Origin of the sequence: Enterococcus raffinosus, assembly GCF_018917525.1 — a bacterium.
Taxonomy (GTDB): Bacteria; Bacillota; Bacilli; order Lactobacillales; family Enterococcaceae; genus Enterococcus_A; species Enterococcus_A raffinosus_A.
Genome location: NZ_JAHLOS010000001.1, coordinates 108266 through 121318 on the forward strand (window position 1 = coordinate 108266; position 13053 = coordinate 121318).

General features: G+C 41.7%; 12 protein-coding genes. 10 read left to right on the top strand and 2 right to left on the bottom strand.

Annotation, left to right across the window (positions count from 1 at the left end; translation table 11 throughout):
- Positions 1-91: 91 nt before the first annotated feature.
- Positions 92-982, bottom strand: coding sequence for an ArsR/SmtB family transcription factor (locus tag KQI58_RS00585; protein WP_216405538.1), 891 nt, complete (start codon positions 980-982; stop codon positions 92-94).
- Positions 983-1267: 285 nt separating this feature from the next.
- Between KQI58_RS00585 and KQI58_RS00590 the strand changes: the two genes are divergently transcribed.
- From KQI58_RS00590 to KQI58_RS00625, 9 genes are all read left to right on the top strand, one after another.
- Positions 1268-2551 (top strand): ABC transporter substrate-binding protein, encoded by a 1284-nt coding sequence (locus KQI58_RS00590; protein ID WP_216405540.1) that lies wholly within the window; start codon positions 1268-1270, stop codon positions 2549-2551.
- A gap of 120 nt (positions 2552-2671) precedes the next feature.
- A complete protein-coding gene (locus KQI58_RS00595; RefSeq protein ID WP_216405543.1) occupies positions 2672-3580 on the top strand; it encodes a carbohydrate ABC transporter permease in 909 nt (302 codons plus the stop codon).
- 13 nt (positions 3581-3593) lie between these two features.
- Positions 3594-4451: a carbohydrate ABC transporter permease gene (locus KQI58_RS00600; RefSeq protein WP_216405545.1), complete on the top strand. Its 858-nt coding sequence runs from the start codon at positions 3594-3596 to the stop codon at positions 4449-4451.
- A gap of 12 nt (positions 4452-4463) precedes the next feature.
- Complete coding sequence (locus tag KQI58_RS00605; RefSeq protein WP_216405547.1) at positions 4464-5033, top strand: DUF624 domain-containing protein; 570 nt, start codon at positions 4464-4466, stop codon at positions 5031-5033.
- Between the two features lie 16 nt (positions 5034-5049).
- Positions 5050-6570 (top strand): alpha-N-arabinofuranosidase, encoded by a 1521-nt coding sequence (locus KQI58_RS00610; RefSeq protein WP_216405549.1) that lies wholly within the window; start codon positions 5050-5052, stop codon positions 6568-6570.
- Between the two features lie 19 nt (positions 6571-6589).
- Positions 6590-7537 (top strand): glycoside hydrolase family 43 protein, encoded by a 948-nt coding sequence (locus tag KQI58_RS00615; RefSeq protein ID WP_216405923.1) that lies wholly within the window; start codon positions 6590-6592, stop codon positions 7535-7537.
- 91 nt (positions 7538-7628) lie between these two features.
- Positions 7629-9068, top strand: a complete 1440-nt coding sequence (locus KQI58_RS00620) for an alpha-N-arabinofuranosidase (RefSeq protein WP_216405550.1) — start codon at positions 7629-7631, stop codon at positions 9066-9068.
- Between the two features lie 3 nt (positions 9069-9071).
- Positions 9072-9314, top strand: a complete 243-nt coding sequence (locus KQI58_RS22515) for a DUF6171 family protein (RefSeq protein WP_253295706.1) — start codon at positions 9072-9074, stop codon at positions 9312-9314.
- Positions 9315-9351: 37 nt separating this feature from the next.
- The gene (locus KQI58_RS00625; protein ID WP_216405552.1) at positions 9352-10461 is read left to right on the top strand and encodes an ABC transporter ATP-binding protein; all 1110 of its coding nucleotides are present in this window, start codon (positions 9352-9354) and stop codon (positions 10459-10461) included.
- A 176-nt stretch (positions 10462-10637) separates the two neighbouring features.
- Here the strand turns inward: KQI58_RS00625 and KQI58_RS00630 are convergent, their stop codons facing one another.
- Positions 10638-11465, bottom strand: a complete 828-nt coding sequence (locus tag KQI58_RS00630) for a helix-turn-helix domain-containing protein (protein ID WP_216405554.1) — start codon at positions 11463-11465, stop codon at positions 10638-10640.
- A 278-nt stretch (positions 11466-11743) separates the two neighbouring features.
- On the opposite strand from KQI58_RS00630, the gene KQI58_RS00635 reads away from it, so the two are divergent.
- Positions 11744-13015 (top strand): sugar ABC transporter substrate-binding protein, encoded by a 1272-nt coding sequence (locus KQI58_RS00635; protein WP_216405556.1) that lies wholly within the window; start codon positions 11744-11746, stop codon positions 13013-13015.
- The last annotated feature ends 38 nt before the right edge of the window (positions 13016-13053 follow it).

A 13053-nucleotide genomic window follows, 5' to 3' on the forward strand; every position in this document is an offset into this window, starting at 1 on the left:
ACTCATAAAATAAGACGAGCATTTATTACGTTTTAAAGTCTTTCTGATAAAAAACGCTGAAGACATTTTCTTTAATGTCTTCAGCGTTTTTCTAACTATAATATGTCTTAATCTTTATATCCTGATCGTAATTTCCAAAGCCTTTGCCAAATAATGTACAACCGCCAGCGTTTTTGGCCTCTTCTTTGACTTCGATGCGCAGGGTCCAGACTTCGCTATGGGTTGGAATGTCCGAGATGGTGATATTTGATAAGGGTTCGCCATCCATGTTCGTTAGATGATTGCTGATCCGAATCGTTTTTAACAGACCGTACTGATTTAAATTATCTGGGTACCACTCAGGGGTCAGCTTTCCGCGAATATCCGCAAAATCCCCAGGGCTTGTCCAAGTACCAAGCTCAACATCATTCAAGTAGAAGGTAATATCAGAGGGCCAGTTGTTATTGTGAAAAGGGAATTCAGAAGAGATTTCCATAGAGATCTCGATCATTTCCGCTTTTTCATCTTCATTTAGATAATTTGGTGTCTGATATTCAACAAAGCCTTCTGTAAACCAAAGAATCCGCGCATCCATTCGACGAGTATCCATGAAGTATCTAGGTTCATCCACGTTACCAATAAATTCCTGCAGCGTTGCGAGCCCACAGGTAGGCTTGATGGAATAATTGGTGTAGTGTCCAACCGGGATGCACGTTTCTCGTGTATCGAAGGCATTGAAAATCTTCTTTGGAAAATGAACGTCAATTTCATCAACACGAAGGCTAGAAATCTTTCGCTGGGCTACGCGTTCTGTTCGAATGATGTTAGCTTCTTCTAACTTTTTAATATGCATGGTCACAATGGCGCTGCTTAAGTGCAGCTTATCCGCAATTTCCTTTACACTCAGCTTGTCCTTTGAAAGCAATTTGATGATGTCGATACGCACTTTACTTGCGAGCGCTTCAAAAATTGGCAAAGACTCATGAGAGACATCTATTTGCATTAAGAGACTTCCTTTCTTGTAAAATTCCTCTGCTTGTATATTAACATATTTGTTAACGTATGTAAAATAGTGAATTAATATAGCTTATTCATTAATATAAACGTTAACGAACAAGCTTTCGAAATAATATATATTAATAAAAATATTGTTGACAGCGATTTCTTAAAAATGTATTATTTGCGTAGAGGTTAAAAGCGCTTTCTTAACTATGTTCTATTTTTTGGCTTTGACGCTGAATGCTACTAGCCGTTCAGTGTAAAAATAAATGAAAAGGGAGAATCAGAAATGAAACTGAAGAAATTTTTAATTGGTGCAGCGGCGGTTGCTTTGACTACTTCTTTGCTCGCTGGTTGTGGAAATAAGGGAAAGGCCGACAGTGACGGCGGCGACAGTGATGGTAAGACAACCTTAACATTTTGGAACGGCTTCACAGCCTCAGATGGAGAGATTCTAAAGGGAGTCGTGGATACCTTTAATAAGGAAAATGACAAGAACATCACGATTGAAATGGATGTTATGACATGGGCGAACTTAAATGAAAAACTGCCCCCTGCGATTTCTGCGAAAAAGGCTCCTGACTTCGTTGCTTTGAATTATGGGGATTTTGCTCAATATGTGAAAAATGGTGCCGTTCAAGATTTGGAAGATTTTTGGGATTACGATGGCGTTGATAAGAGCGACTTTGTTGATACAGCGGTTGATTTAGGAAAAGTAGAGGATAAGCAATACTTCATTCCAATGCAGGTACAAGGAATGTACATGTACTGGAACAAGGATTTGTTCAAGGCAGCAGGATTAGATGAAAATCAACCGCCTCGCACATGGGAACAATTAGCAGAAATGGCACCGAAATTAGCGGATTCGTCTAAAAATGTTCATGGCTTTATTTTCAATAAGGACGGCACTTGGCCATTATACAATTGGATGCTGGCAAATGGCGGGAAATTGGTCAATGACGACTACACCAAGTCTGAATTTGCCTCATCAGAAAACTTGAAAACATTGAAAGCGATTCAAAAGATGATTCACGATGACAAAGCGGGTCCGGAATCTATCTCAGGTGCTGAGATGGACAACGTGATGAATGCCAACCAGTTAGCGATTGAGTTGAACGGTCCTTGGTTGAACAATGGCTTGAAGGCCAACGAAATCAATTATAGCGTGACAACGATTCCTCAAGGCAGCGAAAATGGCAAGAAACAAGCCATTCTAGATGGTGTGGGCTACGCGATTCCTGCAAGTACCGATCCGAAGAAAAAAGAAGCGATTTACGAATTCTTGAAATACTGGAATTCAACCGAGATTGGCAAGAAATGGAGCATGGAAAACGGCTTCCCAGCTTACCTGAACTCTGTGAATGAAGACAAAGAAGTGAAAGAAGACCCAATCGTTTCAGAACTGTCTAAACAAATGGAGTTTGCAGAACCATTCTTACCTGGGTTTGAAAAATTGCCAACCATTAACAATGACATTATTAACCCGCTGATTGAACGTTTGTTAGCAGGAGAAGATGCTGAAAAATTAATGAATGAAGCAGACAAGAAAATCAACGACTTGCTTGCTGAGTAAATTTTAGGCAATTCCGAGTTCAACATCGACAGCTATAGGCTTGTCGATGTTGAATTTCAATGACTCTTTTCTTTGTACGATGATGAAAAGAGCATACGAATCACTTTAGGAGGAGAAATAATGAACCAAGGGAAACGTGGACTGCTGGCGTATTGGAACAAACCGAATCACGCAGCATATCTTTTCTTGCTACCATCCTTTTTAATTCTTTTATTGTTTACTGTTATCCCATTAATTGGGACCTTTGTTCTAAGCTTGACGAACATGAACATTTTCTTTACGAGTAAAGATTTTGTCGGCTTGGATAACTTTATTCGTGTCTTTCAAGATCCACGGGCAGTCAATTCGTTTATCCACTCACTGTATTTCACTTTGCTGGAAACACCTGCCCAGATTATTGTCGGATTAATCTTCGCGGTAGTTCTTTCGAGGAATACATTGTTTAATCGTTTTTGCCGTTCGACCTTCTACATTCCGGTTATTTGTTCGTTAACATCGATTGCTATTATTTTTTCCATGCTTTTAGATCCGAACATTGGTGCGATTCCTTACTTGTTCACACAACTGGGCATGGAGACACCGCAGTTCTTCCGCGATCCGACGTTAGCGATGCCGACGGTTGCTTTCATGACGGTTTGGAAAAACTTTGGGGTGACCATGACGATTCTTTTAACCGCGATACAAGGGATTTCGCCTTCTTTATACGAGTCAGCAGAAATGGATGGCGCCACCAAGAATCAACAGTTTTTCAACATTACCTTACCGCAAATTGTGCCATCATTAGGCTTTTGTATTTTGACAAACTTCATCGGCTCCATGCAAGTCTTTGACCAAGTCTATGTCGCCACCGCCGGGGGTCCGCAATTTAAGACGGAGACCGCTGTTCAGTACATCTATTCCCGAGGCTTCACCGCGCCTTATGAATTAGGGTATGCCTCAGCGCTATCAAGTGTTCTTTTTGTGATTATTGCTGTATTAGCGGTGTCCATCAACTTGTATATGACCCGTAAAGAAAAACAAATGAGATAGGAGGAGAAAAGACATGGAAGCTTCTACAGCGATAAAACCAGTGTCAAAAAAGAAGCAAAAGGCAAAACAAATTGTGGGAAGAATAATCCTTTGTGTAGTGATTTTATTAGTTGCTTTTCCTTTCTTGTGGCTTTTGATTTCTTCATTTAAGTATGAAAAGGACATTATTTCCTTTCCGCCAAAGATTTTCGCGGATCGGTATACCTTGGAAAACTATACCAAGGTTTGGACGACCATCCCGCTGATGGATTACATCAAAAATACAGTCATCTTCGCAGGCGGCGTGGTCATTACCTCGGTATTTTTTGATTCATTAGCAGGCTATGCTTTTGCGCGAATGAACTTTAAAGGAAAATCAGCCTTCTTCTATTTCGTCATGATCACCATGATGATTCCGTTCCAAGTATTTATGATTCCACTTTATATGGAAGTCAACTTCTTAGGGATTATCGACAGCTATCCTGGTTTGATCATCCCTCGAATGACCACCGCTTTTGGGATTTTTATGATGCGTTCCTTCTTTATCACCTTGCCGAAGGATTTAGAAGAAGCGGCACGAATTGACGGGTTGAACGAGTTTAATATCTTCTTGAAAATTATGCTGCCGTTAAGTAAGCCGACCATGCTGTCACTAGGGATTTTTACCTTGATGAATAGCTGGAACGACTTGTTATATCCATTGATTATGACCACCAGTTCAAAAATGCGCACATTACCAGCCGGACTTGCTTTGTTTACTGGACAAAACATTTCCTTCTACGGACCTGTAATGGCAGGGACTGTGATTTCGATGCTGCCGCTTTTACTTATTTACATGTTTGCACAAAAATATTTTGTTCAAAGTACCGCAATGTCAGGAATGAAAGAATAGAAGGTAAAACAGATGAAGCTAGTAGAAACAAGAGTTTACGCTTTTTTAATGCTTATTACAGACTACATTCTAATCGGGATTTTGTGGGTAGTTGGCTGCTTACCATTAGTGACCTTTGTGGCTTCCTGCAATGGGATCGTGTATACCACGCGTCAGTGGCGGGGACAAGGATCAGGAGAAATTTTGCGAAATTATTGGATCGGCTTCAAACGACAACTGCCATTATCACTTTTGGTCAGTCTGCTGTATCTCAGCCTGTATTTTGTCAGTGATTCAAATGCACGACAGATGCAGGGGGGACTATCGAACCAATGGTTAGCGGTGATTTATCTGCTGTCTTTGATTGTAAGTCTAAGTTTGCTATTTCGCATTATTTGGCAAATGACAGGGGATCGGCAATCGTGGCAAGCGGTTTTACGATCAGCGGTCTTTAGTGTGGTTACTTATTTTCTATCTAACCTTTTGGTTGTCAGTATCACACTTTTGTTTATTGGCTTGGTCTTTGTTTTTCCACCGTTTATCTTTCTTTTTGCGGGCGGCTATTGGAAGCTGATTCAGCTAGGCTTGGCACAAAAATTTTAACGACGAGGTTTATATCATGAAAACAACACTTACAGCACGAAAACAATTTACGGTTGGCGAGATTAGTCCACGCTTATTTGGTTCCTTCGTGGAACATATGGGCAGTGTCATTTATACCGGAATTTACGAACCTGGACATCCGTCTGCGGATGAAAATGGGTTTCGTCAAGATGTGATGAAATTAATCAAAGAACTAAATCTAGGGGTTATTCGTTATCCGGGAGGAAATTTTACCTCCGGCTATGATTGGAAGGATACGATTGGACCAGTAGAACAACGCCCTCGAAAAATCGATATTGCTTGGCGAGCGATTGAACCAAACACGTTTGGTATCCATGAGTTTATGAAATGGGTAGAGCAAACGGGTGCGGAGCCGATCTTCACGATTAATCTAGGGACGAAGGGAATTGACGAGGCACGGGATATTGTTGAATATTGCAATTTCCCAGAAGGGACCTATTGGAGTGATCTGCGTCAGCAAAACGGTGCCAAGGAGCCTTTTGGGATTAAGCTTTGGTGCTTAGGGAATGAATTGGATGGTCCTTGGCAGATTGGAACGAAGCTGCCTGAAGAGTATGGCCGAATCGCCAACGAAGCAGCAAAAGCGATGAAATGGGTGGACGAATCGATTGAAACAGTCCTAGTTGGCAGCTCTACGCCGCGTTTGTCCAGCTATCCGGAATGGGATCGCTTAGTTCTAGAAGCGGCCTATGAGAATGTCGATTATCTTGCTTTGCACAATTATATTGATAAATACGATGAAGACGATTTGACGCGTCCGCCGAAAACGGAGCGTGACGATACGCCGACCTATTTAGCAAAATCTAAGCGATTTGACCGTCAGATCGAAGAGATTATTGCCACCTGCGATTATGTCAAGGCCTTGAAGCGCAGTGAGAAGACGATGTATCTAGCCTTCGATGAGTGGAACGTCCATGCGCAGCCAGAAAAGGAGAATCAACCCTTTGAAGTCGGCAGCCCGATTGATTGGTGCCAGTTTACGATGGAGGATACCCTTTTGTTTGGGTCATTGGGATTAGCCATTTTACGTCATGCGGATCGTGTGAAGATTGCGTGTCAATCGTTATTGGTTAACACGATTCCATTGATTTTGACGGATGCTGGAGGCGACTGTTGGGTGAATCCAACTTACTTTGTGATGGAGCAGCTCTCAAATTATGCCAAAGGAGAAGTCCTGCACACCCAGTTTTCTGGGCCAACATATGATGTGGACAAAATGAAGCAGGTGGAGTTCGTCGATAGCTGCTTAGTCAATAACGAGGAAGAATTGGTTTTATTTTTGGTCAATCGTACGAAAGAAGAGCAGCTTGTGGAAGTCGATCATGACTTTGACCAGTCGCTTTCATTGATTGAACATCGTTTTATTGGCGGGCATGATTTACTGGATAAAAACACTCGTGACAATCAAAAGCAGATCCAGCCGCAAACATTAACAGATTGCGTCACATTGAATGAAGGAAAAATTGAAGCGAAGATTCCGGGCTATTCATGGAACATGCTTCGAATGAAGAAATAAGGTAGGGGTAGAGATGAAAATGGAGGGACACTATAAAAATCCAATTGTATTGCAGCGAGCCGATCCTTGGGTGTATAAGCACACAGATGGCTATTACTATTTTACTGGCTCAGTTCCAGGTTATCAGGAAATTGAGGTGCGGCGAGGAAAAAGCTTAAATGACTTAGCCAACGCCGAACGGCACAATGTCTGGCATGCTCATGAGACAGGCCCGTTGAGCCATTTAATTTGGGCACCTGAAATTCATTTTATCAGAGGCAAATGGTACATCTATTTTGCAGCTAGCGACAATGATGAAATTCGTGATAAAAATCATCATCATCGCATGTTCGTCATTGAAAACAGCAGCCCGAATCCTTTTGAAGGAGAATGGATCGAAAAAGGACAAATCAAGACCCAGCAGGAAAGCTTTAGTTTAGATGGGACAGTTTTCACTTATCAGGAGGATCTTTATTATGTGTGGGCGCAATTAGACCCCGCCATTCCAGGAAATTCTAATTTATATTTGTCAAAGATGGAAAATCCGTGGACATTGACAGGTAAAGAGTTATTGCTATCGATACCTGAGTTTGAGTGGGAAAAAATTGGCTTTAAGGTCAATGAAGGCCCAGCGGTCATTCAACGCAATGGCAAAATTTTTATTACGTATTCGGCAAGCGCCACAGACGAAAATTACTGCATGGGATTACTGTGGGCAGATGAGACAAGTGATTTGCTGGATGGCTACAGCTGGAATAAAAGTCCGGTTCCTGTCTTTCAAACATCCGAAGAAAATCAACTGTTTGGACCGGGTCACAATTCCTTTACGGTTTCAGAGGATGGCAGCCAAGATTTGATTATCTATCATGCCCGACCGGAAAAAAATCAGGCAGGTGATCCTTTAGATAATCCTAATCGTCATGCCCATGTACAAGCATTTACGTGGGATGAACAGGGCTTTCCTGTGTTTGGAATACCAAAAATGTAGAACAGACAGTAAAGCGCCACTGAACGAATAAAGAGAGAATGCTCCTACTTTCAGTGAGAAGAAAGCAGGAAACCTAGAAAGGACAAATCAAATGAAAATCTTAACCAATAAAAAAGGCCCAAAAATCAGCAAGTACATTTATGGTCATTTCGCGGAACACTTAGGTCGTTGCATCTACGAAGGACTTTATGTTGGAACTGATTCTGACATTCCCAACGTAAATGGGATGCGGACCGATGTGGTAGAGGCCTTGAAGAATATTAAGATACCTGTGCTGCGTTGGCCAGGCGGATGTTTTGCCGATGAGTACCATTGGAAAGATGGAATCGGTGCGCTAGAAGATCGCAAAACCATCGTCAACACTCACTGGGGCGGTGTAACGGAAACGAATCATTTTGGGACCCATGAATTTTTCGAGTTGGTACGCCAACTGGAATGTGAAGCCTATGTCAACGGCAACGTTGGTAGTGGTACCGTTCAGGAAATGTCCGAATGGGTGGAATATATAACAATGGGCGGTACCTCTCCGATGGCTGACTGGCGGCGTGAAAACGGTCAAGCAGAACCATGGAAGATGGCATTCTTCGGAGTCGGCAACGAAAATTGGGGCTGCGGCGGCAATATGCGGCCAGAATACTATGCCGACCTTTACCGTCGCTATCAGACCTATGTCCGCCAATATGGGGAGGACAAAATATATAAGATCGCTGGCGGTGCCAATGTTGATGATTATCATTGGACGGAAGTATTAATGGAAAACGCCCATTGGATGATGGACGGTCTAAGCCTGCACTACTATGTTCATCCTCAAGGCTGGGAGAAAAAGGGCAGTGCGTTAGACTTCGATGAAGCAGAATGGTTCGTTACCTGTGAAAAAGCCGATCATATGGATGAACTGATCACCCGCCACAGTGCAATTATGGACCAGTATGATCCAGAAAAACGTGTCGGTATTATCGTCGATGAGTGGGGGACTTGGTTTAATGTGGAGCCTGGCACCAATCCTGGCTTCTTGTATCAGCAAAATACCATTCGCGATGCAATGGTGGCCGCGATTACCTTAAATATTTTCCACAAGCATGCAGAGCGGGTTCACATGGCAAATATTGCGCAAACAGTCAACGTACTGCAGGCGATGATTTTAACAGAAGGCGATAAAATGGTGAAAACCCCAAGCTATCATGTATTCGATTTGTACAAGGTGCATCAGGATGCCGAACGGATCGACAGCTATGGTGATGATTTGCCAACGACCATGACACATACTATTTCGAAAAAGGACAATCTCGTAAGTCTGTCCTTATGTAATTATGCAGTTACGGGTTCTGAGGATGTAACTTTTGAGTTTGAAGGTGTGAAAAACGCCAAGAGTGCCCGCTATATTCTGGGAGACAAAATGAATGCTTATAACGACTTTGATCATCCAGAAAATATTGTGATTAAGGAGTTTAACAATTTCACTTTGGAAGGTAATACCTTAAAGGTAACCGCACCAGCGATGAGCGTAATTACCCTACAATTCGAGGTGTAGCACATGGCTTGTATTGGGTGTGAAATCAAAGAAGAAGCACAAAATATAAATATTCAAGCGTTGATCGATGAGCAACTAGCGTTAGAGCAGCACCTCGCCCCCGAGTCGCTCTTTCAGCAGCGGATACAGACCTGTGAACAATGCCCCTTTCGATCCTTGCATACCTGTACCAAATGCGGTTGCTTTTATGAATTTCGCGCCCATCTTGCCAATAAACAATGCCCGGCCGCGCGCTGGAAGGAATAAGAACACAATCATAGAAAGAACGAAAAGAGGAATTAGAATGGTAAAAATGGCGCTGCAGCAGGTATATAAAAAGTACGACAACGCTGATAATTACTCAGTCACCGATTTTAATCTTGATATCGCCGATCGTGAATTTATTGTTTTTGTTGGACCATCAGGTTGTGGGAAATCTACTACACTGCGAATGATTGCCGGTCTGGAGGATATCTCTGAAGGAGAGTTGATCATTGGGGATACTGTGATGAATGATGTGGCTCCTAAAGATCGGGATATCGCGATGGTCTTCCAGAACTATGCGTTGTATCCACATATGACCGTTTTTGATAACATGGCCTTCGGGTTAAAACTACGCAAATACGATAAAGCAAATATCAAACAACGGGTGGATTCGGCAGCTGAAATTCTTGGGCTGACCGAATACTTGGATCGTAAACCAGCCGCACTTTCTGGCGGACAACGACAACGGGTAGCTTTAGGTCGCGCGATTGTTCGGGATGCGAAAGTATTCTTGATGGATGAACCTTTATCTAATTTGGATGCGAAGCTGAGGGTAGCCATGCGTGCGGAGATTGCGAAACTGCATCAACGATTAGACACGACCACTATTTATGTGACTCATGATCAAACAGAAGCCATGACAATGGCCGATCGAATCGTTATTATGAAGGATGGATTCATTCAACAAATCGGCACGCCCCAACAAGTGTACGATACACCTGTCAACGTGTTTGTTGCTGGATTTATCGGTTCGCCTGCAATGAACTTCTTCAAGGTGACGTTAAATGACGGGGTCATATCAGATAATCACGGCTTGAAGCTGCGGATTCCAGAAGGAAAAAACAAAGTATTAGTAGAAAAAGGCTACAATGGAAAGGAAGTCATCTTTGGAATTCGTCCAGAAGATATCCACAGTGAACAGGTCGCATTATCCGCTTCACCAGAAGCAACGGTTCGAGCAGAAGTTGTTGTCTCTGAATTATTAGGAGCAGAATCGATGCTTTATACAAAAGTTGGCGATACGGAGTTTGTTTCTAAGGTCGATGCTCGTGATTTCCATCGTCCAGGAGAAATCATGGAACTGGCCTTCAATATCTCAAAGGGTCATTTCTTTGATAAGGAATCAGAAGAAGTCATTAAACTTCCATAGCAGTAGAGGAGACATTGAAATAGTCAGCCAAACAGACGTTTAACGTCCGTTTGGCTGACTATTTTTTAGAAAAAAGATTCTTGATTGTAGAGTTTACAAAAATTTCAGAATGAAAACACCCGAAATAGTCCGCAGCCAAAATCTGTCATAATCTTGCTAATCGAACTATTTTTTGTTCATTCAAAAGAACTATTTTTTTTTGCCTCTAATGAGGTGGTGGAATCTTCATGGACACCTCGTTGATACTCCCTTGGGGAAGTACCAGTTACTCGCTTGAACTGGCGATAAAAATGGACATCACTGCTGTAACCACAAATCTCCGCAATCTCTGTAATCGTCAAGTCACTGGTTGCAATTAAACGTTGTGCCTTTGCTACTCTATTATGAATCACGTCTGCCTTCAGTGATTGTTGGAAAAAAGTTTTATACAAATGCTGGAAATGCGATAGGCTGATAGCCATCTCTTCTGCTAATGCTTCCGGTGAATAATGCATTTCCGGTCTGTTTTGGATATCCATTCGAATTTTCTGAAAGGCATAAAAGTATGGATTATCAATCTTTGTGTCCTGCTTTTCTTTGGTAATCGCAAAAAAATTATTTAACAATACTAAGAGCAATAAAGAAGCATTTTCAGACCCCAACGGATGGTCGGTGATATTACGTTCCCAGATCAAATCATGGACATAATTTTGAATCAGTATTCCTTTAGGTATCTGAAAAAATTGATTGAGCAGTGGGCGTAAACGATTGCTCCAATGATCATCTACCGTATTAAAATAGAGCCAATCATCAGAATAATCACCTTCAGGATTGAAATAGGTATACGGAGTATTCTTGTCAATAATCCCTACAGAATGTGCAGGAACATCATGATGCACCCCTGCAATACTGAAATGAGCAGGGGTGTTGGTAATAAGCAACGTATAATCTGGAAATCCACTATTGCGCAGTACATAAATAGATGAGTGATGTGATTGAACACCGCCGCCAGTAATTGTTAACATGCTTTTTCCTCCTTTGCAGAAAATGTTAGTACATTTTACACATTAGACAATATCATAATTGTCTAAATAAACATATAATGAACTTGTTAAATCAGTTATGACAAGGTTTCTGCAGGAGCTCAATGATTAGGCTTAGTATAACATATTTTTTTATTTATTAAAAAGGTTATTAAACACAATGCCGTTCAGCTATAAGCAATTATTTTTTTTAGTACAAATGAAGACGTTTTCTTTTTTGTATAATGATTTTAGTAGGACAAAGAATAGGAGAGACTGTGATGAAAAGAACAACAAAATTTTTGGTTGGTTTAGGGATCGCATTATTGTCGTTAACTGCTTGTGGCCCAGGTGAAACTAACGACAACAAAGGTAAAGCAAGCGGAAAGAGTAGCGGCGATTATGACTTGCTAGTTTGGGAGGATCAGCAAAAAACTGCAGGGATCGAGGATGCGATTGCGGCCTTTGAAAAAGAGCGCGATGTAAAAATAAAGGTCGTTGAAAAAGCATACGCTAAACAATTAGAGGACTTGCGTTTAGATGGTCCTGCGGGTACTGGCGCTGATGTTATCACAATTCCTGGCGATCAGATTGGTACTGCTACAACGGAAGGCTTATTACAGGAGTTGAAGGTAGACGATGCAGTGAAATCCACGTTCACAGAAGCAGCGATGGAGTCACAAATCGTTAAGGGGAAAGTCTACGGACTTCCAAAAGCGATTGAGACCCAGGTTTTATTCTATAACAAAGACCTAATCACTGAAGATCAGCTGCCAGAAACATTGGATGAATGGTATGACTATTCGAAGAAAATCACCGACAACGAAAAAGATAAATACGGTCTTATTGCTACATTTGACCAAATTTATTATGCGCAAGGAATAATGAATGGTTACGGGGGCTACATATTCGGAAAGAATGAAGATGGTTCCTTTAACCCTAAAGATATCGGCTTGGCCAACAAGGGTGCGATTGAAGGAGCGGAGCAAATCAAGAAGTTCTATGACAATAAAGTCTTGCCAACTGGGATCATCGGAGAACAGGGAACTACAGTCTTAGATTCTTTATTCACTGAAGGGAAAGCCGCTGCTGTCATCTCAGGACCATGGAACTTAACACCATTTAAAGAAGCAAACATTGATTATGGTGTAAAGGAATTACCGTTGCTAAACAATGGCAAGCATATGGGTTCTTTTATTGGTGTGAAGAGTTATAACGTTTCGAGTTATAGCAAGAATGCTGAATTAGCAGAAGAGTTTGTTGCCTTTATTACGAATGAAGAGAATTCAAAGGTTCGTTATGAAAAAACACAAGAAGTTCCTGCTGTTGCAACTTTAGCGGAGGATCCATCGGTTAAGGAAAGTGAAGGCGCGATGGCAATTGCTGAACAATCTAAATATGCAGAATTGACACCAGGCATCACGGAAATGGATTCTGTGTGGAAGCCGATTGATGCAGCACTACAAACAATTGCGACAGGCAAGGTAGAGGTCAAGAAGGCTTTAGATCAAGCAGTTGATCAGATTGAATCTAGTATTGCCGCAAATCAATAGCCCCTTTAGGAATGACAGCAATACTCTGATCATTGCTG